We start from the raw sequence: 21,430 nt of genomic DNA, 5'->3' as shown, positions 1-21,430 counted from the left end.
ACCGAATTCACCCGTACGGGAATCGCGCGGGGGCTGTACGGCAAGGCGGGGCTCGTACGGAACCGATTCCGTACAAGCCCCGCCTTTCCGTACAAGCCCCGCCCAGGCGACGCTCAGAGACCGGCCGCGTCCGACAGGTCCCGCTTGATCGCCGTGAGGACCTCGGTGCCCTTCGCGCGGGCGGCCGTCAGCTCGCTCGCGTCGGCGACCGGGACCACGACCTCCAGGTAGCACTTGAGCTTGGGCTCGGTGCCGGAGGGGCGGACGATGACCCGGGCCTTGTAGTCGCCCTCCAGGTAGTAGCGCAGACCGTCCGTCGGGGGCAGCGACTCCGTGCCCTTCGTCAGGTCCTCCGCCGTCGTGACCGTCAGGCCCGCGAGGTGGACCGGCGGCCGCGAGCGCAGCGCGCTCATCGCGTTCGCGATGATGCTCAGGTCCTCCACCCGCACCGACAGCTGGTCCGTGGCGTGCAGTCCGTGGGCCACCGCCAGATCGTCGAGCAGGTCCGTCAGCGTACGGTCCTGCTCCTTGAGCTCCGAGGCCAGCTCGGCGACGAGCAGCGCCGCCGTGATGCCGTCCTTGTCGCGGACGCCCTCGGGGTCGACGCAGTAGCCCAGCGCCTCCTCGTAGCCGTACCGCAGACCGTCCACGCGGGCGATCCACTTGAAGCCGGTCAGCGTCTCCTCGTAACCGACGCCCGCCGCCTCGGCGATCCGGCCGAGCAACGAGGAGGAGACGATCGACTCGGCGAACACGCCCCGCGCGCCCTTGTGCACCAGGTGCGCGGCGAGCAGTGAGCCCACCTCGTCGCCGCGCAGCATCCGCCAGCCGCCCTCGATCGTCGCGTCCGGCACGGCCACGGCGCAGCGGTCGGCGTCCGGGTCGTTGGCGATCACGATGTCCGGGTCCACGGCGCGGGCCGCCTCGAAGGCGAGGTCCATCGCGCCCGGCTCCTCCGGGTTCGGGAAGGCGACAGTCGGGAACGCCGGGTCCGGCTCGGCCTGCTCGGCGACGAGCGCCGGCGGCGGGAAGCCCGCGCGGGCGAAGGCTGCCGTCAGGACGTCCTTGCCGACGCCGTGCATGGCCGTGTAGACGGTCCGCACGGTACGGGGGGAGCCGGCGGTCAGGACGGCGTCCGTACGGGCCAGGTACGCGTCCAGGACCTCGTCGCCGAGCACCTCCCAGCCTTCGGTCGCGCGGGGGACGTCGTCCAGCGAACGCACCGCGGCGATCTCGGCGGCGATCTCCGCGTCCGCCGGCGGCACGATCTGCGAGCCGTCGCCCAGGTACACCTTGTAGCCGTTGTCGCGCGGCGGGTTGTGGCTCGCGGTGACCTCGACACCCGCGACGGCGCCCAGATGCCTTATGGCGTACGCGAGGACGGGCGTCGGCAGCGGGCGGGGGAGCAGGGCGGCGCGCAGTCCGGCGCCGACCATCACGGCGGCGGTGTCACGGGCGAAGTCGGCCGACTTGTAGCGGGCGTCGTAGCCGATCACGACCAGGCCCGCCCGTCGCCCACCACCACCCTCGTCCGAGAGCGCTGCGCGCTCGCCCACTTGATCCTGGCCCTTGGCCTTGAGGTACGCGGCAAGTCCTGCGGCGGCCCTGATGACCACCGAGCGGTTCATCCGCATCGGGCCCGCGCCCAGCTCGCCGCGGAGTCCGGCGGTGCCGAACTGCAGCGTGCCGGCGAAGCGGGCGGCGAGCTCGTCCGTCTCACCGGCCTCGATGAGCTTGGCGAGCTCCTCGCGGGTCTCGCTGTCGGGGTCCTCGGCGAGCCAGGTCTGGGCCCGGGCCAGGAGGTCGTCCTGCGTCACGGTGTGCCTTTCGGGGTGCGGGTGGGCGGGGTGGTGGCGTGAGCCGCTGCGCGGAGCCCTTCCCCACCCCGCCCGTTCCCGAACTGGGGGCAAGCCCCCGGCCCCCCGTTGGGGGACTGCGGCCGGGCCCTCGAACGCCGGGCGGGCCGGAGATTCAGCCCCGCCGGCGCGGTAGGGGCGTGGGGTCCGGGGCGGAGCCCCGGTCACGGGAAGGGGCGGGGGAGAGGGCCCCGCGCGGCGGCACCGGCCGCCGGAGGGTCGGGACCGATCCGGCGGTCGGAGGCGCCGCCGCAGCGCTCCGAAGCCCGCTCGGCCCCCTGGGGCCGAGCGGTGCGACGGGCGCGGTGAGAGATCAGATCCGGTCGAGGACCCGCGTCAGCAGCTCGCCCATCCGCGCGGCCGAGTCGCGGCCGGCCTGGAGGACCTCCTCGTGGTTCAGCGGCTCGCCCGAGAGCCCCGCCGCGAGGTTGGTGACCAGGGAGATGCCCAGGACCTCGGCGCCCGCCTCGCGGGCCGCGATGGCCTCCAGGACGGTGGACATGCCGACCAGGTCGCCGCCCATGACGCGAACCATGTTGATCTCGGCCGGGGTCTCGTAGTGCGGCCCGGGGAACTGCACGTAGACGCCCTCTTCGAGGGTCTCGTCGACCTCCTTGCACAGCGCGCGCAGCCGCGGCGAGTACAGGTCGGTGAGGTCCACGAAGTTCGCGCCGACGATCGGGGAGGCGGCCGTCAGGTTGATGTGGTCGCTGATCAGGACCGGCTGGCCGGGGCGCATGCCCTCACGCAGACCGCCACAGCCGTTGGTCAGCACGACGGTCTTGCAGCCGGCGGCGACGGCGGTGCGCACACCATGGGCGACGGAGGCGACGCCCCGGCCCTCGTAGAAGTGCGTACGGCCCAGGAAGACCAGGACGTGCTTGGCGCCGATCTTGTACGAGCGGACCTTGCCGCCGTGTCCCTCGACGGCCGGCGGCGGGAAGCCGGGAAGCTCGGTCACGGGGAACTCGGCCTCCGGGGCGCCGAGCGCGTCGACGGCAGGCGCCCAGCCGGAGCCCATGACGAGGGCCACGTCGTGGGTCTCGATTCCGGTCAGCTCGCGAAGACGCGCGGCAGCGGCCTCGGCGGCCTCGTACGGGGTGGCAGTTGCGTTCACTGACTCTCTCGCCTCGGGGAGGGGGGTCCGAGGGAGGAGCCCCGGACGGATTTCATACGCGCAGAAGCGTAGCCCGAGAATGCCTACGCGCGTAGATGACGATGCTGACGGACATGCGATCGTTGTCTTGTCGTTTCCGACGAACGGCGTAGCGGGGGCCACACAAACCTTCCGCCAGGCCGATACCGCCATGAACCGGGACCGGCCGCTCGCACGGGCCCGACGCGTGCCTAGCAAGGCCGCTTGCGCAGCTCCATCACGTAGTCGTGCGGCGCGCCCGCCGACTCGGCCGCGTCGGCGATCTCGCCGAGATAGCGCGCCGACGGCAGCCCGCCCTCGTACGCGTTCAGGACGTACAGCCAGGTCGGCTCCTCGCCGTCCAGGGTGTGCACGCGGACCCGCATCCGGCGGTAGATGTCGAGGCCGACGCCCTCCCAGCGGTCCATCGAGTCCTCGTCCATCGGCGCGATGTCGTAGAGCGCGACGAAAACCTGGGACCGCGGAGCCTCGACGATCGTGGGCAGCGCGCCCTCCCAGCCCATCTGCTCGCCGCCGAAGGTCAGCCGCCAGCCGTTGAGCCAGCCGGTGCCGCGCAGCGGGGAGTGCGGGGCGCGGCGCGTCATGAGCCGCGCGTCGAGGTTGCCGGCGTACGCGGCGTAGAGCGACATGGGATCGAGGGTACGGGAGGGGAGAGGGTGCGCACGGAAGTCCGAGGTGGGGGCCGTATGGAGGCCCCGGCGCGAGACCACCCCCGGCGTACGGGACAATGGGGTACGCACTTGAAGCGTGCGGGACAATGGCGTACGCACTGCAGCCCCAGCGGGGGGACCCCCCGGCAGAACGAGAGCGCGAGGCGTAGATCCCTGTGACCCGGATCGTGATCATCGGCGGCGGACCCGGCGGATACGAGGCTGCCCTGGTGGGCGCCCAACTCGGCGCGGAGGTGACCGTCGTCGACTGCGACGGCCTCGGCGGCGCGTCCGTCCTGACCGACTGCGTCCCCTCGAAGACCCTCATCGCGACGGCCGAGGTGATGACCACCTTCGACTCCTCCTACGAGGAGCTGGGCATCATCGTCGCCGACGACACCCCGCACGTGGAGCAGGCCGCCCGCGTCGTCGGTGTCGACCTCGGCAAGGTCAACCGACGGGTGAAGCGCCTCGCGCTCGCCCAGTCCCACGACATCACCGCCTCCGTCACCCGCGCCGGCGCCCGCGTTCTGCGCGGCCGCGGCCGGCTCTCGGGCCGCCAGGCCGTGGACGGCTCCCGCCAGGTGATCGTGACCTCGGCCGACGGCACGGAGGAGGCGCTGACCGCCGACGCCGTGCTGATCGCGACCGGCGGCCACCCGCGCGAGCTGCCCGACGCCCAGCCCGACGGCGAGCGGATCCTGAACTGGACCCAGGTCTACGACCTCAAGGAGCTCCCCGAGGAGCTCATCGTCGTCGGTTCGGGTGTGACGGGTGCCGAGTTCGCCGGCGCCTACCAGGCGCTGGGCTCGCGGGTGACCCTGGTGTCGAGCCGCGACCGCGTCCTGCCCGGCGAGGACCCGGACGCCGCCGCCGTCCTGGAGGACGTCTTCCGCCGCCGCGGCATGAACGTCATGGCCCGCTCGCGCGCCGAGTCCGTCAAGCGTGTCGGCGACCGCGTCGAGGTCACCCTGGCCGACGGCCGGGTCATCTCCGGTTCCCACTGCCTCATGGCCGTCGGTGCCATCCCGAACTCGGCCGGAATGGGTCTGGAGGAGGCCGGGGTCAGGCTCAAGGACACGGGCCACATCTGGACCGACCGGGTCTCCCGTACCTCCGCGCCGGGCGTGTACGCCGCCGGTGACGTCACCGGCGTCTTCGCGCTCGCCTCCGTGGCGGCGATGCAGGGCCGGATCGCGATGTACCACTTCCTCGGCGACGCGGTGGCCCCGCTGAACCTGAAGACGGTCTCCTCGAACGTCTTCACCGACCCCGAGATCGCCACCGTCGGCTTCACCCAGGCCGACGTCGACGCGGGCAAGATCGAGGCCAGGGTCGTCAAGCTGCCGCTGCTGCGCAATCCGCGCGCCAAGATGCAGGGCATCCGGGACGGTTTCGTCAAGATCTTCTGCCGTCCGGGTACCGGGATCGTGGTCGGCGGCTGTGTCGTCGCCCCGAAGGCGAGCGAGCTGATCCACCCGATCTCGATCGCGGTCGACAACAATCTGACGGTCGAACAGATCGCAAACGCTTTCACCGTGTACCCCTCCCTGTCGGGCTCGATCGCGGAAGTGGCACGGCAGTTGCACACCCGAAAGGCGTCGGGCGAAGCCTGACCCACCGTCCCGCCTGGGGAGATCTGGACAACCCCCGGCAAGGCGGGACAGGGAACGATCAACGACGGGGCCTCCCATACCACTTGGGGGCCCCGTCTGTGCGCATCTTCTGCAATTCGGCGCATAGTGCTGAAAAGTATCTGCCGGTCACGTTACTGTCGGTTTCGTGTTCGCTGCAGAACGTCGTCAGTTGATCCTCGAAATGGTGCGCGCCAATGGAGCCGTGTCGCTCCGTGAGCTCGCCCGCGTCGTCCAGACCTCAGAAGTGACCGTACGGCGAGACGTGCGGGCACTGGAGGCAGAAGGACTCCTCGACCGCCGGCACGGCGGTGCGGTACTGCCGGGCGGGTTCACCCGAGAGTCCGGCTTCCCGCAGAAATCCCATCTCGCGACCGCGGAGAAGACGGCCATCGCCGATGTCGCCGCGAGTCTCGTCGAAGAGGGCGAGGCCATCGTCGTCGGTGCCGGGACGACCACGCAGGAGCTGGCCCGCCGGCTCGCCCGCGTGCCCGGTCTGACCGTGGTCACCAACTCCCTGCTCGTCGCCCAGGCCCTCGCCCACGCCAACCGGGTCGAGGTCGTCATGACGGGCGGCACGCTGCGCGGCTCGAACTACGCGCTGGTGGGCAGCGGGGCCGAGCAGTCCCTCCAGGGACTTCGGGTCTCCCGCGCCTTCCTCTCCGGCAGCGGCCTGACGGCCGAGCGCGGTCTCTCCACGTCCAACATGCTCTCCGCGAGCGTGGACCGGGCGCTGGTGCAGGCGGCCGCGGAGGTCGTGGTGCTGGCCGATCACACCAAGCTCGGCACCGACACCATGTTCCAGACGGTGCCGACCGACGTGATCACCCGCCTCGTGACCGACGAGCCGCCGCCGCACGACGACCGGGCCGCCACGGAGCTTCAGGCGCTGGCCGACCAGGGCGTCCAGATCGCCGTGGCCGGGACGGGACCGGGTGGGGACGCCGTCCCCCCGGGCGGCGGTCGCCCGCGCCGTGACGTCCCGCTCCCCGGCCAGCGCGCCCGGCACCAGCCCGGCCAATTCCGGGGAGCCGCCGCCTCCTTGGCAAGTGAGGTGCTGCAGCCGGAACGGACGGCCCGGGTCGCGGACATGCGCAGGCGCTGAGCCGGGGCCGTCGCGGACCGAGCGCGGGCGTCGAGGTCCGGGGCGTCGAGGCCGTCGGTCCGGTTCGGCGCGGACGCCGAGGTCCGGCAGCGACTTCCGGCTCCGCGGGCGCTGTTGCCCGCGGCCGGCGGTGTGTCTCGGCGTACACGCGGGTGCGTGAGCCGATCGCCCGCGGGCTCAGCTCTTCATGCCCCGTAGGGTCAGCGCCAGCAGTCGGTCCGGCAACTCCTCGTCGTCCGGGTTCTGTTCGGCCGCCAGCGCGATCGCGTGAGTGAGCTGCATCAGATCGCCGATCGACACATCGGCGCGGACCGTCCCCGCGTCCCGGGCCCGGCCCAGCAGGATCTCGCCGGCCGCGCGCAGCGGCACGCTGCACTGCGCGAGCGCAGAACTCTCGTCCCGCGACGCCGACATGAGTGACCGGGCGAAGCCCCGGTACTCACCCGCGTGGGTGATCAGGGCGCGCAGCCACTCCACCAGCGCCGGACACGGCTCCTCGGCCACCGCGAGCTCACGGCCCCGCTGGAGCAGCGCGGCCAGGGCCTCCTGGAACACGGCGTTCACCAGCGCGTCACGGGTGGGGAAGTGCCGGTAGAGCGTGCCGATGCCGACCCCGGCGCGACGGGCGACATCCTCCAGGGAGGCGTCCGTACCGTGCTCGGCGAAGGCTGCGCGGGCCTCGGTCAGCAGCCGTTCGTGATTGCGGCGCGCGTCGGCGCGCATGGGGGCTCCTCGGTTGGGCGAAGGGCCCGCAGGCGATGTGCCTGCGGGCCCTTCCCAGCGTACAAACGGCCTGAGCCGTCGGTCGTCAGTCCTTGATCTCGCAGATCGCGGCGCCGGAGGTGATCGAGGCGCCGACCTCGGCCGACAGGCCCTTGATGGTGCCGGTGCGGTGCGCGTTGAGCGGCTGCTCCATCTTCATGGCCTCGAGGACGACGATCAGGTCGCCCTCCTTGACCTCCTGGCCCTCCTCGACGGCCACCTTCACGATGGTGCCCTGCATCGGGGAGGCGAGGGTGTCGCCGGAGGCGGTCGGGCCGGACTTCTTCGCGGCGCGGCGCTTCGGCTTGGCGCCGGCGGCCAGACCCGTACGGGCCAGGGACATGCCGAGCGAGGACGGGAGGGAGACCTCCAGGCGCTTGCCGCCGACCTCGACGACGATCGTCTCGCGGTTGCCCTCGTCCTCCTCGGCGTCGGAGCCCGCCGGGGCGAACGGCTTGATCTCGTTGACGAACTCGGTCTCGATCCACCGGGTGTGGACGCGGAACGGGTCCGCGGTGAACGCCGGGTCGACCACGACCGCCTGGTGGAACGGGATGGCCGTGGCCATGCCCTCCACCTTGAACTCGGCCAGGGCGCGGGCGGCGCGCTGGAGCGCCTGCTCACGGGTGGCGCCGGTGACGATCAGCTTGGCCAGGAGCGAGTCCCAGGCCGGGCCGATGACCGAGCCGGACTCGACGCCCGCGTCCAGGCGGACACCGGGGCCGGTCGGCGCGTCGAAGGTGGTGACGGTGCCGGGCGCGGGCAGGAAGTTGCGGCCCGGGTCCTCGCCGTTGATACGGAACTCGAAGGAGTGACCCCTTATGGCCGGGTCGTCGTAGCCCAGCTCCTCGCCGTCGGCGATCCGGAACATCTCGCGGACCAGGTCGATGCCGGTGACCTCTTCGGTGACCGGGTGCTCGACCTGGAGACGGGTGTTGACCTCCAGGAAGGAGATCGTGCCGTCGACGCCGACCAGGAACTCGACCGTGCCGGCGCCGACGTAGCCGGCCTCCTTCAGGATCGCCTTGGACGCGGCGTACAGCTCGGCGTTCTGCGCCTCGGAGAGGAACGGCGCGGGCGCCTCCTCGACGAGCTTCTGGTGGCGGCGCTGGAGCGAGCAGTCACGGGTGGAGACGACGACCACGTTGCCGTGGGAGTCGGCCAGGCACTGGGTCTCGACGTGGCGGGGCTTGTCGAGGTAGCGCTCGACGAAGCACTCGCCGCGGCCGAAGGCGGCGACGGCCTCGCGGACGGCGGAGTCGTACAGCTCCGGCACCTCTTCGAGGGTGCGGGCGACCTTCAGACCACGACCGCCACCACCGAAGGCGGCCTTGATCGCGATCGGCAGGCCGTGCTCCTCGGCGAAGGCGACGACCTCGTCGGCGCCGGAGACCGGGTCGGGCGTACCCGCGACGAGCGGGGCGCCCGCGCGCTGGGCGATGTGACGGGCCGCCACCTTGTCGCCGAGGTCACGGATGGCCTGCGGCGGCGGGCCGATCCAGGTCAGACCGGCGTCGATCACGGCCTGGGCGAACTCGGCGTTCTCGGAAAGGAACCCGTAGCCGGGGTGGATCGCGTCCGCGCCCGAGTCCTTTGCAGCCTGAAGCACCTTGGCCATGTCCAGATAGCTGGCGGCCGGGGTGTCACCGCCCAGAGCGAACGCCTCGTCGGCCGCGCGGACGTGCAGAGCGTCCCGGTCCGGATCGGCGTAGACGGCTACGCTGGCGATCCCGGCATCCCGGCAAGCACGGGCGACACGGACAGCGATTTCGCCACGGTTGGCGATGAGCACCTTGCGCACGATGGCTCCCTCCTTGAAACAAGCTGAGTTTAGGGACTGCCGACACGGCACTTCGACCCGTCCCCAGTGGTGAGCTTGCCCACACGGAGCGTGATGCGAGGCTTGCTCGGGTCGTGAAATCCCTTGTCGCACCACGGTACGCAGGGTTCCTCTACGGCACAGTAGCTCCGAGGTGTGGCACAGGTCTCTGTTCGTGGGGCCAGTCGCGGATCGGGTTTCTTTGTGGAGTCCCTACGAATGGCGCAATGATTCTTTGCCGCCTCATCCGTACGCGCGGACCCTTGTCCGAAGGTTTACCCGGCAGTAGCCTTCCCGCTGTCGTCCGTACTGCAGGTAACAGCCGTTTTCAGGGGGTGGCCCAGGTGGCCCGCAGACCGATAGCTCTCGTGACGGCGGCGGTGCTCTTCCTGGAAGCGCCGGGCATCGTCGCGCTCAACGCCGTCATGGCACGGTTCGTCGAGATCCAGTCGATGTCCCTCGACGGCCTCGACCCGGACCACATGGTGACCGGTACCTGGGCCCTCGGCATCGGTTCCGGGCTGCTGCTCGCGCTCTGCGCCACCGTCGCCCTGATCGCCGGCATACGCGACAAGCGCCCCGGGCGCGCCGGCCGGGCCCTGCTCATCGGCTGTGCCGTCGTGCACGGCGTGCTCGGCGCGGTGACGATCGGTCTGATCGGCTGGGGCGCCTTCGCGTTCATGACCGTGGTGCTGGGCCTCATCGTGTTGACGCTGGTGGCGTACGGAAAGGGCGCCGACGCCCTGGAGGAGGCGGCGGCGCCCGCGTAGGGCCGGCGTCGCCGTCAGGTCCACAGGTCGGTGATGGAGATCCCCAGCTTGGCGAGCAGGGTGCGCAGCAGGGGCAGCGACAGGCCGATCACATTGCCCGGGTCGCCGTCGATGCCGTCGATGAACGGCGCCGAGCGGCCGTCGAGCGTGAATGCGCCCGCCACGTGCAGCGGTTCGCCGCTCGCCACGTACGCGGCGATCTCGGCGTCCGACGGCTCACCGAAACGGACGACGGTCGAGGCGGTCGCCGACTCGTAGCGCTTGGCCGCCGTGTCGTACACGCAATGACCCGTCTGGAGGATGCCCACCCGGCCCCGCATCGCCTTCCAGCGCGCGGTGGCCTCCTCGGCGTCGGCCGGCTTGCCGAGGGCCTGCTTGTCGAGCTCCAGGACGGAGTCGCAGCCGATGACCAGGGCGCCGAATGCCTCGGGGCGGGCAGCCACATGGGCGGCCTTGGCCTCGGCGAGCGCGAGGGCGAGTTCGGCGGGAGTCGGTGCGTGCACCTTGTCCTCGTCGACGCCGCTCACGATGACCTCGGGGGCGAGTCCGGCCTGCCGCAGCAGTCCGAGACGGGCGGGCGAGGCGGAGGCGAGCACGACACGGCGGCGATCAGCAGTCATGGGGGAAGCGTAGCCAGTGTCAGTGGAGGCCGACCACGAACATCGCCACCACCATCGCAAGGGCCAGCAGGATGGACGCGCGACGCAGCATGGCCTGCATGTCGCGCATCTCCTCCGGCGGCTCGTTCTTCGGGTCGGACCACAGCATGACCACGATCCTGCTGGTGGGACGGCCGGGGCGCCTGAGTACCCGTACTCAGGCGCCGGGGTGCCAACGGACTAATTACGGCGTGGTGAACACTCCGTCACCGGCCGCCGACAGCGCCGCCCGGACCGCACGCTCCGCGTCCACGGGGCCCAGCGGCTCGCGCGTGATCATGAAGCGGTAGTAGAGCGGGGCCGAGACCGCGCGCAGCAGTTCGAGGCCGTCCGTCTCCGCCGGGACCTCGCCGCGTGCCGCACCCCGCTTCACCACCGGGGCCCATTCCTCCAGACGGGCCCGGTAGAAGCCGTTCAGCGCCTCGGCGCACTCCTCGTCACAGGCCGCGGCGGCGATGACCGCACGGAAGACGGCGCCCATACGGGGGTCGGTGAGGGTCTTGGTGACGAGTGTGGCGTTGGCCCGCAGGTCGCCCGCGAGGCTGCCGGTGTCGGAGGCCGGCAGGGACTGCTCCGCCATGTCGCGCAGCAGGTCGGCGACGAGGCCGACGGGGGAGCCCCAGCGACGGTAGACGGTCGTCTTGCCGACGCCCGCGCTCGCGGCGACATGGTCCATGTTCAGCGCGTGGAAGCCCGCCGCGGCCAGAGCGTCCTCGGTCGCTTCGAGGACGGCCCGGCGCACCTTCGCGGTACGGCCCCCGGGGCGCACGGTGCCGGGCACGGCCGGCTGGCTCTCAGTCAAACGGGTCTCCTGTTCCATTAACGCCGTCGAGTCTGCTACGGTACGGGACATCTTAACGGAACTAGCAGCCCATTAAGAGGTCTCGCTCATGGTTGCCACCGCTCTCGGATCCCACACCGACGCCCGAAACGCCCGCAGGGACGGACGGATGCGGCTCGTCCTCCTCGTCCTTCTCGTCGCCCAGTTCATGCCGGCCGTCGTCTTCTCGATCCTGAACGTCGCCCTGCCTGTCATCGGCGAAGGACTCGGCTTCACCCCGGGCGACCTCCAGTGGATCGCCACCGCCTTCGCCCTCGCCGCCGCCGGATTCACCCTCCTCCTCGGGCGCGTCGCCGACATCGTCGGCCGCCGCCTCTGCCTCGCCGGTATGGCGCTCCTCGGCATCTCCTCCCTCGTCGGCGGACTCGCCACCGACCCCGGGACGCTGATGGCCGCGCGTGTCGCCCAGGGCCTCGCCACCGCCGCGGTCACCCCCGCCGGGCTCTCCCTGCTCACCTCCTCCTTCCCGGAGGGGCCATGGCTCCGCCGTGAGGTCATTCCGGCGCCTTGCGATGCACCGCACCAGACGCCGCGGCCTCTCCCGCCCTGATCCACCGGACACCCCCTGCCCGCGGGCCTCTTCCTGCGCCGCTCCCGACCGCCCCTCACATCTCCGTCACCCTCCTGCCATCAGAAGGAACACTCCATGAAGAAGCTCCTCGCCCCGCTGCTCGCCGCCGCCCTCGGCCTCACGCTCCTCTCCGGCACCCAGGCCGCCGACGCCCGCCCCGCACCCGCCCCGCAGTGGCACGCCGCCTGGGGCGCCGCCCCGCAGCTCCCCGCCACCGGCTTCACCGCCAACTGGTCCCAGGAAGGGTTCTCGCGCCAGACCCTCCGGCAGGTCGTCCGAATCAGCGAGGACGGCGACCGGGTCCGGATCCGGCTCAGCAACGCCTACGGGACCTCACCCCTGGCCGTCACCGGCGCCACCGTCGCCCGGACCGCCACCGGCGCCGCCGTCGAACCCGGCTCGGTGCGCCATCTCACCTTCGGCGGCGAACGGTCCGTCTCCGTCCCCGCCCACGGTGAACTGCGCAGCGACCCCGCCCGGCTCGACCTGGGGCGACTGGAGTCGGTGACCGTCACCCTCTACCTCGCCGGCACGACCGGCCCCGCCACCTTCCACTCCCAGGCGTGGGCCGACAGCTACCGCGCCGAGGGCGACCACCGCGCCGACACCGAAGCGCGCGCCTTCACCGCCCGCAGTCAGTCCTGGTACTACCTCAACGGCGTCGAGGTCAGCGGCGGAACCCCGCCCCGCAAGGGCGGAGTGGTCCTCTTCGGGGACTCCATCACCGACAGCTTCGGCTCCACCCCGAACGCGAACCGCCGATACTCCGACGCGCTCGCCGAACGGATCGACCGCCCCGTCGTGAACGCCGGCATCGGCGGCAACCTGGTCCTCAACGACTCGGCCTGGTATGGCGAACGTTCCACCGCGCGGTTCCGCCGCGACGCACTCGACCAGCCCGGCGTCACCACCGTCGCCCTGCTCCAGGGAGTCAACGACATCGGCTTCAGCGAGGCCGCGCTGAAGCCCGTGCCCCAGCCCACCTACAAGCCCTCACCCGTCGTCACCTCGGCCGAACTCATCGCCGCCTACCGCCAGTTGATCGACGCGGCGCACGCCCGCGGGATACGGGTCGTCGGCTCGACGCTGCTGCCCTTCAAGGGCAGCAGCCACTGGGGACCGACCGCCGAACGGACCAGTGCGGAGGTCAACCACTGGATCAGGACCTCGGGCGAGTTCGACGCGGTCGTCGACTTCGCGCGGCTTCTCGCCGACCCGAAGGACCCGAAGGCGCTGAACCCGGCGTACGCGTACGCGGACCGGCTCCACCCCAACGACGCCGGGTACCGCGTGATGGCCGAGGCGGTCGCACCCCTCGTCTGACCCCGGGCACACGAAGGCCGGACCTCCCGCACAAGAGGCCCGGCCTTCGGAGTCGTCCGTACGTCGTGGGCGGACCGGCTACGCCGGCCAGTAGGACCGCGCCCAGGAACGCGGCCCCGGCCGGGGCCGTACCGCGCGCGCGATCCGTGACGGGTCCGACCAGTTCTCGGGAACCGCCGGGCCGCCGTCGGCGGCGGACGCCGCCGCCGTCGCCGCGGCCCGGGCCTGGACCACCGCCAGTGCGGCGGCCAGCTCCTCCGGGGTCGGGTTTCCTCGTACGACCTTGATCACAGCGGCTCCTTACAGGGGGATGTTGCCGTGCTTCTTCGGAGGCAGGGATTCCCGCTTCGTCCGCAGCTGACGCAGGCCCTTCACGATCTGCGGGCGGGTGTCCGACGGCATGATCACGCCGTCGATGTAGCCCCGCTCGGCCGCCGTGTACGGGTTGAGGAGCGTGTCCTCGTACTCCTGGATGAGCCGGGCGCGCTCGGCCTCCTGGTCCTCGGCCGCCGCGATGGTGCGCCGATGCAGGATGTTCACCGCGCCCTGCGCGCCCATGACCGCGATCTGGGCGGTCGGCCAGGCGAGGTTGAGGTCGGCGCCCAGGTGCTTGGAGCCCATGACGTCGTACGCGCCGCCGAAGGCCTTGCGCGTGATGACGGTGATCAGCGGGACCGTCGCCTCGGCGTACGCGTAGATCAGCTTGGCGCCGCGGCGGATGATGCCGCCGTACTCCTGGTCCACCCCGGGCAGGAAGCCCGGCACGTCGACGAAGGTGATGACCGGGATGTTGAAGGCGTCGCAGGTGCGGACGAAGCGTGCGGCCTTCTCGCTGGCGTTGATGTCCAGGCAGCCGGCGAACTGCATCGGCTGGTTGGCGACGATGCCGACCGGGAAGCCCTCGACCCGGCCGAAGCCGGTCAGGATGTTCGGCGCGAACAGCGCCTGGGTCTCCAGGAACTCGCCGTCGTCCACGATGTGCTCGATGACGGTGTGCATGTCGTACGGCTGGTTCGCGGAGTCCGGGATCAGGACGTCCAGCTCGCGGTCCTCGTCGTTCACCTCCGTCTCGGCGACCTCGGGGAAGGCCGGCGGCTCGGAAAGGTTGTTCGACGGGAGGTACGACAGCAGGGACTTGACGTACTCGATCGCGTCCTTCTCGTCGCCCGCCATGTGGTGCGCGACACCGGAGGTGGTGTTGTGCGTCCGGGCGCCGCCCAGCTCCTCGAAGCCGACGTCCTCGCCGGTGACCGTCTTGATGACGTCCGGGCCGGTGATGAACATGTGCGAGGTCTGGTCCACCATCACCGTGAAGTCGGTGATCGCGGGCGAGTAGACCGCGCCGCCCGCGCAGGGGCCGACGACCAGGGAGATCTGCGGGATCACGCCCGAGGCGTGGGTGTTGCGGCGGAAGATCTCGCCGTACATGCCGAGGGCCATGACGCCCTCCTGGATGCGGGCGCCGCCGGAGTCGTTGATGCCGACGACCGGGCAGCCGGTCTTCAGGGCGAAGTCCATCACCTTCATGATCTTCTGGCCGAAGACCTCGCCGAGGGCCCCGCCGAACACCGTGAAGTCCTGCGAGAACACGGCGACCGGGCGCCCGTCGACGGTGCCGTAGCCGGTGACCACGCCGTCGCCGTAGGGCCGGGTCTTCTCCAGGCCGAAGTTGGTCGACCGGTGCCGGGCCAGCTCGTCGAGCTCCACGAAGGAGCCCTCGTCGAGCAGCAGCTCGATGCGCTCCCGCGCGGTCAGCTTGCCCTTCGCGTGCTGCTTCTCCACAGCACGCTCGGAACCGGCGTGGGTCGCCTCGTCAATACGGCGCTGCAGATCCGCGATCTTGCCCGCGGTCGTGTGAATGTCGATCTCTTGCGGCTCTACCGACTCGGACATCGGGATGCGGCTCCCTGCCTGGTCACGGGGGTTCGTTGGCTACGAATGGGCTAATGCTCGGCTACTGATCCGTAGGGTATCGACGCCCATACGGTTCGGCACTGCGGTCTTTGCCACACCTAGTCTGGCTTGCATGACGTCCTCTCATGGCTCAGGAGGGCCCTGGTCCGACCTGGACCGGCCCCCGCTCAACGCCGCCTCGCTGCGCCGTGCTCTCCTGCTTCCCGACGGTCTGTGGACCTCGCTCGACGTGGTCACCACCACCGGCTCCACCAACTCCGACCTCGCCGCCCGCGCCGACGAGCTGCCCGAAGGGGCCGTGATCGTCGCCGAGGAGCAGACCGAGGGCCGTGGCCGCCTCGACCGCAGCTGGATCGCGCCCGCCCGGTCCGGGCTCTTCCTCTCCGTCCTGCTCAAGCCCGACGTGCCGGTGCACCGGTGGGGCTGGCTGCCGCTGCTCACCGGAGTGGCGGCGGTGACCGGGCTCTCGAAGTCCGCCGGGGTGGACCTTTCCCTCAAGTGGCCGAACGACCTGCTGGTTTCGGTCGGCGGCCAGGAGCGGAAGACCGGCGGCATCCTCGCCGAGCGCGCTGGCGAGGGCGCCATCGTGGTCGGGCTCGGCATCAACGTCACCCTGCGCGAGGACGAGCTGCCCGTCCCGGCGGCCGGCTCGCTGCTCCTCGCGAACGCGATCTCGACGGACCGGGACACCCTGCTCCGGTCGGTCCTGAGGTCCCTGGAGCACTGGTACGGGGAGTGGGTGCGGGCGGACGGCAACCCCGCCGCCTCCGGCCTCCAGGAGGCGTACACCGCAGGCTGCGCGACCCTCGGCCGCCGCGTCCGGGCCGATCTGCCGGGCGAGCGGATGCTGGAGGGCGACGCGGTCGCGCTGGACGGCGACGGCCGCCTCGTCGTGGCCACCGAGGGCGGCGGCACGGAAGCGGTCGCGGCGGGCGACATCGTCCACCTCCGCGCGGAGGACTGAGCACCTGACGCCGTGGGTGCCCGTTCAGCCGGCGGAGGAACGGGCGCCCTCAACACGGTGAGGTGGACGTTACGGCGTGAGCTGGCACACACCTGTCGTATCGTGGAGCGCGATCCAGGCGACAGATCGGCAGGGCAGTGGGCAGGGAACGGGCAGGAGGCGGCCGGTGACCGTCGACGACGCGCACAACGGCGGCGAGGCCGAGCCACCGGCGTACCCGACCCCCCACCATGTGGTCGACCACACGGCCGAGCCGACGGACGACCCGCTCGCCATCCGCCTCGAACAGCTCATCCTCGGTGCCGACCGCCGCTACACCCCCTTCCAGGCCGCCCGCACCGCCGGCGTCTCGATGGAGCTGGCCTCCCGCTTCTGGCGCGCCATGGGCTTCGCCGACATCGGTCAGGCCAAGGCGCTCACCGAGGCCGACGTCCTCGCCCTGCGCCGGCTCGCCGGTCTCGTCGAGGCAGGCCTGCTCAGCGAGCCGATGGCCGTGCAGGTCGCCCGGTCCACGGGGCAGACGACCGCCCGGCTGGCCGAGTGGCAGATCGACTCGTTCCTGGAGGGCCTCACCGAGCCGCCCGAGCCCGGCATGACCCGTACCGAGGTCACGTACCCCCTGGTCGAGCTGCTCCTGCCCGAGCTGGAGGAGTTCCTGATCTACGTCTGGCGCCGCCAGCTCGCCGCCGCCACCGGCCGCGTCCTCGTGCAGGCCGCCGACGACGAGGAGATGGTCGACCGGCGCCTCGCGGTCGGCTTCGCGGACCTGGTCGGCTTCACCCGGCTGACCCGCCGCCTGGAGGAGGAGGAGCTCGGCGAACTGGTCGAGGCCTTCGAGACGACCTGCGCCGACCTGGTCGCCGCGCACGGCGGCCGGCTCATCAAGACCCTCGGTGACGAGGTCCTGTACGCGGCCGACGACGCGGGCACGGCCGCCGAGATCGCGCTGCGGCTGATCGATACGCTCAGCCACGACGAGACCATGCCGGCGCTCCGGGTGGGCATCGCCTTCGGCACGGTGACGACCCGTATGGGCGACGTCTTCGGTACGACGGTGAACCTCGCGAGCCGGCTTACGTCGATAGCCCCCAAGGACACCGTCCTGGTCGACGGGGCACTCGCCGAGGAGCTGACCCGGACCGGCGACGCGCCGGTCTCGGAGACGCAGGCGGCCGAGGAGGCGGCCCGCGCCGAGAAGGAGGGCGAGGAGCCTCCGACGTACCGCTTCGCACTCCAGCCGATGTGGCAGCGCCCGGTCCGTGGCCTCGGTGTCGTGGAGCCCTGGCACCTGACCCGCCGCCCGACCTAGGATCCCGGTGAACAGTCGTTAACATGCGTTAACCGGGAGGGTGCGGTCATGTCCGAGCAGTCCGAGCAGCGTTTTGGTGAGTTCGTCGCCGTCCGTAGGCACGAGCACGTCGCCGAGCTCGTCCTCGACCGGCCCAAGGCGATGAACGCCGTCTCCTCCGAGATGGCCCGCTCCATCGGTGCGGCGTGCGCGGCACTCGCCGACGACGCCTCGGTACGGGTCACGGTGCTGACCTCCTCCAACGACCGGGCCTTCTGTGTCGGCGCCGACCTCAAGGAGCGCAACTCCTTCACCGACGCCGAGCTCGTCCGCCAGCGCCCGACCGCCCGCGGGGCGTACACCGGCGTCCTGGAGCTGCCGATGCCGACCGTCGCAGCGGTGCACGGCTACGCGCTCGGCGGCGGCTTCGAGCTGGCGCTGGCCTGCGATGTGATCGTGGCCGACGCGACGGCCGTGGTCGGACTGCCGGAGGTGTCGGTGGGTGTGATCCCCGGCGGGGGCGGTACGCAACTGCTCCCGCGCCGGGTGGGCGCGGCCCGCGCGGCCGAGCTGGTCTTCACCGCGCGGCGGGTCGAGGCCGCCGAGGCGCGCGAGCTGGGGCTCGTCGACCTGCTGGAGGAGGACGCGCGTACGGCCGCCATGGAGCTGGCCGGACGGATCGCGGCGAACTCCCCGGTGGGACTGCGCGCCGCGAAGCGTGCGATGCGGCTCGGACAGGGCCTCGACCTGCGGGCCGGCCTGGAGGTCGAGGACGCGGCATGGCGGTCCGTCGCCTTCTCCGGAGACCGGGCGGAGGGCGTGGCGGCCTTCAACGAGAAGCGGAAGCCCGCGTGGCCGGGTGAGTGATCGGCCGCGAGCCGTGTGAGTAACCGCCGAACGGGTGGGAAATGTCGTAAATGTTCGTAATGTAACTTTCTGTGACGCCTCACCAGTAAAAACAGATGAATCGTCCCTAAGCTGGAGGAATGGGAGAGGACGTGCGGCTGCGGGCCGTGGTGGCGCTGGCGCAGGCGATGGCGGCGGCGCACACTCCGCGCGAGTTCTGGCGGGCGGCGGCGCTCGGCGCCCGTGACGCGCTCGGCGGGCACTTCGCCGCACTGTCCGTCTGGGAGCGGGATCGCGGCCGGCTGAAGGTGCTGGTGAACGCCGGGGAGCGGGCCGTCGGGGAGGAGGAGTTCCCCGACGCCGAGACCTACCCCGTCCACCAGTTCCCGGAGATCACCGAGTTCCTGCACGCGCAGTGGGCGGGCGGCGGCGAGCCGGACGCCTGGGTGGAGACCGCCGGTGACCGCATCCCGACCGGCCGCGTCACCGGGCTGCGCAAGCGCGGCCGCGGCTGCTGCGTGGTCGCGCCGATCGTGCTGCACGGCCGGGCCTGGGGCGAGCTGTACGTGGCGCGTCCTGCCGGGGCGCCGGTCTTCGACCGCGACGACGCGGACTTCGCGGCGGTGCTCGCGGCCGTGGTGGCGGCGGGCATCGCCCAGGCGGAGCGTCTGGAGGAGGTACGGAAGCTGGCCTTCACCGACCCGCTGACCGGCCTCGCGAACCGCCGCGCCGTCGACACCCGGCTCGACGAGGCGATCGAGCGCTACCGCACGGACGGCTCGGTGGTGAGCCTGGTGGTCTGCGACCTGAACGGCCTGAAGCGCGTGAACGACACCCACGGACACGCGGTCGGCGACCGCCTGCTGGAGCGGTTCGGCTCGGTGCTCTCCCGGTGCGGCGCGATGCTGCCCGGCGCACTGTCGGCGCGCCTGGGCGGCGACGAGTTCTGCCTGCTCTCGGTGGGCCCGACGTCCGACGAGGTGGTGGCGGTCGCGGACGAGCTGTGCGTACGGGCCGGGGAGCTGGAACTCGGCGAGGGCGTCGCGTGCGGGGTGGCATCGACGGGCGACCCCATCGGCCCCCTGAAGTCCGCCCGCCGCCTCTTCCGCCTCGCGGACGCGGCCCAGTACCAGGCGAAGGCGGCCCGCTCGGCGAAACCGGTCGTGGCGGGCCGCGACGGCACGGTCATCCCCCTCGCGGACGCCCCGCCGGGAGCAAGGGACCGCCGCCGCTTCCGCGACGCACCACCGACACCGACGGAGGACCAGGGCCCGGAGGGCTCGCCTCCGCGCTGAGTGCTCACCTCCATCCGTAACGAGGCGGCAGTGTGGAGGCCGCGCACTCAGGCATCGCCGTGCTCGTCGACAATGTGCCGTCTTGGCTGATCAGCGATTCACCAGACAGAGGAGATCATTCATGACCTGGGTCGACCGCCTCGCGGAGGCGGTCGGCGGACGCCCGCTCGACTCCGGCCCTGGTGCCGAGTGGGCGGCGATCGAGTCTCGCATCGGGATCGAGCTGCCCGCCGACTACAAGCAGTTCTGTGAGGTCTTCGGGCGCGGAGAGTTCTGCGACTACCTCACCGTCTATACCTCGGCAGGCGGCGCGCAATCCGAGTTGGCCGAGTCGCAGGAGGCGAACCTGCGCATCACCGAGCGGCACCCGGTGGTTCTGGACAGCTATCTCCCGTACGGCATCTACAGGCCTGGTGGGAAGGGCGGCGGCGTCCTCCAGTGGGGCGTGAGTGAGTCGGGGGAGATGTTCGCCTGGCTCGCTGATCCCTCGGCGGCGCCCGAGACCTGGCCCGTTCTGCTCCACCCGGAGGCGGGGGAGTGGCGGCGCTACGACATGTCCATGAGCGAGCTCACGTACCGGCTGTTGGCCGACGAGTCGTTCGAGGAGTTCGGGACAGCAGGCGTGATCGACCCGCCCTTCTTCATCCGGGGGTGAGCATCCGGGTGCACTCGGCGCAGTGTGTTTCGTCTCCGAGTGGCCGGAACAGCATCGGTTGGACGTGGTCGCCCTCGCACTCCCGTGTCCCGGCGAGGCGTGGGGAGAGACGGGGGCCGGTGTGGATGGCCTGCGCGGGAACGAGGGGTGGAACGTCGCGGAGCAGGTGGCGCAGGAGGCCGCCTGGGCGGTGGACGGGTGTGTTCGCGCCGGGGAGGCCGCGCAGGATGTGCTCGTGGACGTCGGCGGAGGTGTGTCCGGCGGCGAGCCAGCGGGCGGTGAGGTGGGTCAACTCGTCCCGCATACCTGAGGGGATGTGGCGCAGGGCGGGCGAGAGGAGCGGGAAGGCGGCGACGGCGGCGCGGGCCTCTTCGGGGGCGTCGTCGGCGGATTCAGGCTCGGATTCGGGCTCAAGCTCGGGCGGAGGGTTGGAGGTGTCTTCCTCCGGGTGTTTCTTTGGATGACCGTCGGGCGGCGGGGCGGTCGGTTCACCGACGGCCGGAAGGACGGGACTCGGTGCCACCTGCGGAGACACCCGTTCCGTGCTGGTCCGTACGGGCATCCCGGCGAGGATCTTGGTGGCCTCTCCTGCGCTCAACGGCACGCTGGAGACGAGCTGTTGGGTGACCCAGAGGCCGCCGGGTGCCTGGACGCGCCGCTCGTGGACGAAGCCCTCGTCCTTGAGCTGTCGCTTGGCGCGGGTGAAGGCGGTTGCGCCGATCCGGGCACGTTCGGCTGTGCGGGAGAGGGATTCCCTCGCGCCTGGGGGGAGGGAGAGTTGCCAGGTGAGGAGGCGAACGGCGTCGGAGCTGAGGCGCGGATGCCGGATCAGCTCGTGGGAGAACTGGGAGAAGGCGCGCGGGGGCGCGCTAAGGTGCCGGTACATCACGGTGGGAGTTGTTGCCTTCCACTGGTGGTTCAGGCCCTCGCTGACGGTTGCAGCCGTCGCGGGGGCCGATTTGTTGTGGCGACCGTACCGCACGGAATGTGTTCGTGCGGACGCGCTGAGTGAATATGCCCCGAACGTGTGCGTCGCGCATGGGAGCCAACTCGCCCCGATCGTTGTCCGGTTGAACGCGAGGAGGCGAGCCCCCCCCAGGAACTCGCCCCAGCCGCTACTTCGCCGAAGGCCGCGCGGGCGACGTGCTGATGATGCGTACGGCCCCGCGCGGGGTCATGCTCGCGCGCTCTTCCGGGCTCGCCGTCCAGCAGTCTTCGACCGTTGCCTGCCACACGTGCCCGCTGGGTCGGGCCAGCGTCAGTGCGGTTCCGTTCACGTCGCGGACTTCGCCCGTCAGAGCCCTGGTCGCGTCCGTCACCAC

20 protein-coding genes and 1 pseudogene are annotated in these 21,430 nt (G+C 71.5%); 10 read left to right on the top strand and 11 right to left on the bottom strand.

Annotated elements, in window-relative coordinates; translation table 11 throughout:
* Nucleotides 1-113: 113 nt before the first annotated feature.
* The 3 genes from ACZ561_RS15815 to ACZ561_RS15805 form a co-directional block, all read right to left on the bottom strand.
* Nucleotides 114-1,817: a phospho-sugar mutase gene (locus ACZ561_RS15815; protein ID WP_470994781.1), complete on the bottom strand. Its 1,704-nt coding sequence runs from the start codon at nucleotides 1,815-1,817 to the stop codon at nucleotides 114-116.
* Between the two features lie 352 nt (nucleotides 1,818-2,169).
* Nucleotides 2,170-2,973 (bottom strand): purine-nucleoside phosphorylase, encoded by an 804-nt coding sequence (locus tag ACZ561_RS15810; RefSeq protein ID WP_260231530.1) that lies wholly within the window; start codon nucleotides 2,971-2,973, stop codon nucleotides 2,170-2,172.
* Between the two features lie 230 nt (nucleotides 2,974-3,203).
* A complete protein-coding gene (locus tag ACZ561_RS15805) occupies nucleotides 3,204-3,641 on the bottom strand; it encodes a gamma-glutamylcyclotransferase family protein (protein ID WP_362365532.1) in 438 nt (145 codons plus the stop codon).
* A gap of 197 nt (nucleotides 3,642-3,838) precedes the next feature.
* Here ACZ561_RS15805 and ACZ561_RS15800 point away from each other — a divergent pair, with 197 nt between their 5' ends.
* Together ACZ561_RS15800 and ACZ561_RS15795 are read left to right on the top strand one after the other, a co-directional pair.
* Complete coding sequence (locus ACZ561_RS15800; RefSeq protein WP_470994777.1) at nucleotides 3,839-5,278, top strand: NAD(P)H-quinone dehydrogenase; 1,440 nt, start codon at nucleotides 3,839-3,841, stop codon at nucleotides 5,276-5,278.
* 202 nt (nucleotides 5,279-5,480) lie between these two features.
* A complete protein-coding gene (locus ACZ561_RS15795; RefSeq protein ID WP_470995857.1) occupies nucleotides 5,481-6,401 on the top strand; it encodes a DeoR/GlpR family DNA-binding transcription regulator in 921 nt (306 codons plus the stop codon).
* A 177-nt stretch (nucleotides 6,402-6,578) separates the two neighbouring features.
* Here the strand turns inward: ACZ561_RS15795 and ACZ561_RS15790 are convergent, their stop codons facing one another.
* Both ACZ561_RS15790 and ACZ561_RS15785 read right to left on the bottom strand, forming a co-directional pair.
* Nucleotides 6,579-7,124 (bottom strand): TetR/AcrR family transcriptional regulator, encoded by a 546-nt coding sequence (locus ACZ561_RS15790; RefSeq protein ID WP_470994774.1) that lies wholly within the window; start codon nucleotides 7,122-7,124, stop codon nucleotides 6,579-6,581.
* Between the two features lie 85 nt (nucleotides 7,125-7,209).
* The gene (locus ACZ561_RS15785; protein WP_470994771.1) at nucleotides 7,210-8,964 is read right to left on the bottom strand and encodes an acetyl/propionyl/methylcrotonyl-CoA carboxylase subunit alpha; all 1,755 of its coding nucleotides are present in this window, start codon (nucleotides 8,962-8,964) and stop codon (nucleotides 7,210-7,212) included.
* Between the two features lie 362 nt (nucleotides 8,965-9,326).
* Between ACZ561_RS15785 and ACZ561_RS15780 the strand changes: the two genes are divergently transcribed.
* Nucleotides 9,327-9,752, top strand: coding sequence for a hypothetical protein (locus ACZ561_RS15780; protein ID WP_470994768.1), 426 nt, complete (start codon nucleotides 9,327-9,329; stop codon nucleotides 9,750-9,752).
* Nucleotides 9,753-9,766: 14 nt separating this feature from the next.
* Here the strand turns inward: ACZ561_RS15780 and ACZ561_RS15775 are convergent, their stop codons facing one another.
* From ACZ561_RS15775 to ACZ561_RS15765, 3 genes are all read right to left on the bottom strand, one after another.
* Nucleotides 9,767-10,372 (bottom strand): nucleoside triphosphate pyrophosphatase, encoded by a 606-nt coding sequence (locus ACZ561_RS15775; RefSeq protein ID WP_470994765.1) that lies wholly within the window; start codon nucleotides 10,370-10,372, stop codon nucleotides 9,767-9,769.
* A gap of 19 nt (nucleotides 10,373-10,391) precedes the next feature.
* Nucleotides 10,392-10,520: a morphogenic membrane protein MmpB gene (mmpB, locus tag ACZ561_RS15770; RefSeq protein ID WP_362365552.1), complete on the bottom strand. Its 129-nt coding sequence runs from the start codon at nucleotides 10,518-10,520 to the stop codon at nucleotides 10,392-10,394.
* A 75-nt stretch (nucleotides 10,521-10,595) separates the two neighbouring features.
* A complete protein-coding gene (locus ACZ561_RS15765; RefSeq protein ID WP_470994762.1) occupies nucleotides 10,596-11,231 on the bottom strand; it encodes a TetR/AcrR family transcriptional regulator in 636 nt (211 codons plus the stop codon).
* Nucleotides 11,232-11,301: 70 nt separating this feature from the next.
* On the opposite strand from ACZ561_RS15765, the pseudogene ACZ561_RS15760 reads away from it, so the two are divergent.
* Nucleotides 11,302-11,730: pseudogene (locus ACZ561_RS15760) on the top strand (MFS transporter); the annotation flags it as partial.
* Between the two features lie 168 nt (nucleotides 11,731-11,898).
* On the top strand, nucleotides 11,899-13,146 hold the full coding sequence (locus ACZ561_RS15755; protein WP_470994759.1) for an SGNH/GDSL hydrolase family protein: 1,248 nt from the start codon (nucleotides 11,899-11,901) through the stop codon (nucleotides 13,144-13,146).
* Between the two features lie 78 nt (nucleotides 13,147-13,224).
* Here ACZ561_RS15755 and ACZ561_RS15750 read toward each other — a convergent pair whose 3' ends face one another.
* Together ACZ561_RS15750 and ACZ561_RS15745 are read right to left on the bottom strand one after the other, a co-directional pair.
* On the bottom strand, nucleotides 13,225-13,437 hold the full coding sequence (locus ACZ561_RS15750; RefSeq protein WP_376432785.1) for an acyl-CoA carboxylase subunit epsilon: 213 nt from the start codon (nucleotides 13,435-13,437) through the stop codon (nucleotides 13,225-13,227).
* Nucleotides 13,438-13,446: 9 nt separating this feature from the next.
* Complete coding sequence (locus tag ACZ561_RS15745; RefSeq protein WP_376432783.1) at nucleotides 13,447-15,039, bottom strand: acyl-CoA carboxylase subunit beta; 1,593 nt, start codon at nucleotides 15,037-15,039, stop codon at nucleotides 13,447-13,449.
* Nucleotides 15,040-15,172: 133 nt separating this feature from the next.
* On the opposite strand from ACZ561_RS15745, the gene ACZ561_RS15740 reads away from it, so the two are divergent.
* The 5 genes from ACZ561_RS15740 to ACZ561_RS15720 all read left to right on the top strand — a co-directional run bounded on the left by ACZ561_RS15740 (nucleotide 15,173) and on the right by ACZ561_RS15720 (nucleotide 20,108).
* Entirely contained in the window at nucleotides 15,173-16,024 is an 852-nt protein-coding gene (locus tag ACZ561_RS15740; RefSeq protein WP_470994756.1) for a biotin--[acetyl-CoA-carboxylase] ligase, read from the top strand.
* A 166-nt stretch (nucleotides 16,025-16,190) separates the two neighbouring features.
* Nucleotides 16,191-17,333 (top strand): adenylate/guanylate cyclase domain-containing protein, encoded by a 1,143-nt coding sequence (locus ACZ561_RS15735; RefSeq protein ID WP_376432779.1) that lies wholly within the window; start codon nucleotides 16,191-16,193, stop codon nucleotides 17,331-17,333.
* 48 nt (nucleotides 17,334-17,381) lie between these two features.
* On the top strand, nucleotides 17,382-18,179 hold the full coding sequence (locus ACZ561_RS15730; protein WP_470994753.1) for an enoyl-CoA hydratase/isomerase family protein: 798 nt from the start codon (nucleotides 17,382-17,384) through the stop codon (nucleotides 18,177-18,179).
* Nucleotides 18,180-18,298: 119 nt separating this feature from the next.
* Complete coding sequence (locus ACZ561_RS15725) at nucleotides 18,299-19,453, top strand: GGDEF domain-containing protein (protein WP_470994750.1); 1,155 nt, start codon at nucleotides 18,299-18,301, stop codon at nucleotides 19,451-19,453.
* Between the two features lie 121 nt (nucleotides 19,454-19,574).
* Nucleotides 19,575-20,108: an SMI1/KNR4 family protein gene (locus ACZ561_RS15720; protein WP_470994747.1), complete on the top strand. Its 534-nt coding sequence runs from the start codon at nucleotides 19,575-19,577 to the stop codon at nucleotides 20,106-20,108.
* On the opposite strand, the gene ACZ561_RS15715 is transcribed toward ACZ561_RS15720, so the two are convergent.
* Nucleotides 20,095-20,994: a hypothetical protein gene (locus ACZ561_RS15715; RefSeq protein ID WP_470994744.1), complete on the bottom strand. Its 900-nt coding sequence runs from the start codon at nucleotides 20,992-20,994 to the stop codon at nucleotides 20,095-20,097. The genes ACZ561_RS15720 and ACZ561_RS15715 overlap by 14 nt on opposite strands.
* Between the last annotated feature and the right edge of the window lie 436 nt (nucleotides 20,995-21,430).

It is taken from the genome of Streptomyces sp. NPDC039609 (genome assembly GCF_055596705.1).
The sequence above is the reverse complement of the archived record's forward strand: the minus strand, read 5'-3'. Positions and strand labels throughout refer to the sequence as shown.

Coding starts and splice junctions, on each gene's coding strand:
- ACZ561_RS15740 (WP_470994756.1), top strand. CDS start 15,173: ATGACGTCCTCTCATGGCTCAGGAGGGCCCTGGTCCGACCTGGACCGG.
- ACZ561_RS15765 (WP_470994762.1), bottom strand. CDS start 11,231: ATGGAACAGGAGACCCGTTTGACTGAGAGCCAGCCGGCCGTGCCCGGC.
- ACZ561_RS15715 (WP_470994744.1), bottom strand. CDS start 20,994: ATGTACCGGCACCTTAGCGCGCCCCCGCGCGCCTTCTCCCAGTTCTCC.
- mmpB (WP_362365552.1), bottom strand. CDS start 10,520: ATGCTGTGGTCCGACCCGAAGAACGAGCCGCCGGAGGAGATGCGCGAC.
- ACZ561_RS15775 (WP_470994765.1), bottom strand. CDS start 10,372: ATGACTGCTGATCGCCGCCGTGTCGTGCTCGCCTCCGCCTCGCCCGCC.
- ACZ561_RS15730 (WP_470994753.1), top strand. CDS start 17,382: ATGTCCGAGCAGTCCGAGCAGCGTTTTGGTGAGTTCGTCGCCGTCCGT.
- ACZ561_RS15805 (WP_362365532.1), bottom strand. CDS start 3,641: ATGTCGCTCTACGCCGCGTACGCCGGCAACCTCGACGCGCGGCTCATG.
- ACZ561_RS15795 (WP_470995857.1), top strand. CDS start 5,481: ATGGTGCGCGCCAATGGAGCCGTGTCGCTCCGTGAGCTCGCCCGCGTC.
- ACZ561_RS15725 (WP_470994750.1), top strand. CDS start 18,299: ATGGGAGAGGACGTGCGGCTGCGGGCCGTGGTGGCGCTGGCGCAGGCG.
- ACZ561_RS15755 (WP_470994759.1), top strand. CDS start 11,899: ATGAAGAAGCTCCTCGCCCCGCTGCTCGCCGCCGCCCTCGGCCTCACG.
- ACZ561_RS15720 (WP_470994747.1), top strand. CDS start 19,575: ATGACCTGGGTCGACCGCCTCGCGGAGGCGGTCGGCGGACGCCCGCTC.
- ACZ561_RS15745 (WP_376432783.1), bottom strand. CDS start 15,039: ATGTCCGAGTCGGTAGAGCCGCAAGAGATCGACATTCACACGACCGCG.
- ACZ561_RS15790 (WP_470994774.1), bottom strand. CDS start 7,124: ATGCGCGCCGACGCGCGCCGCAATCACGAACGGCTGCTGACCGAGGCC.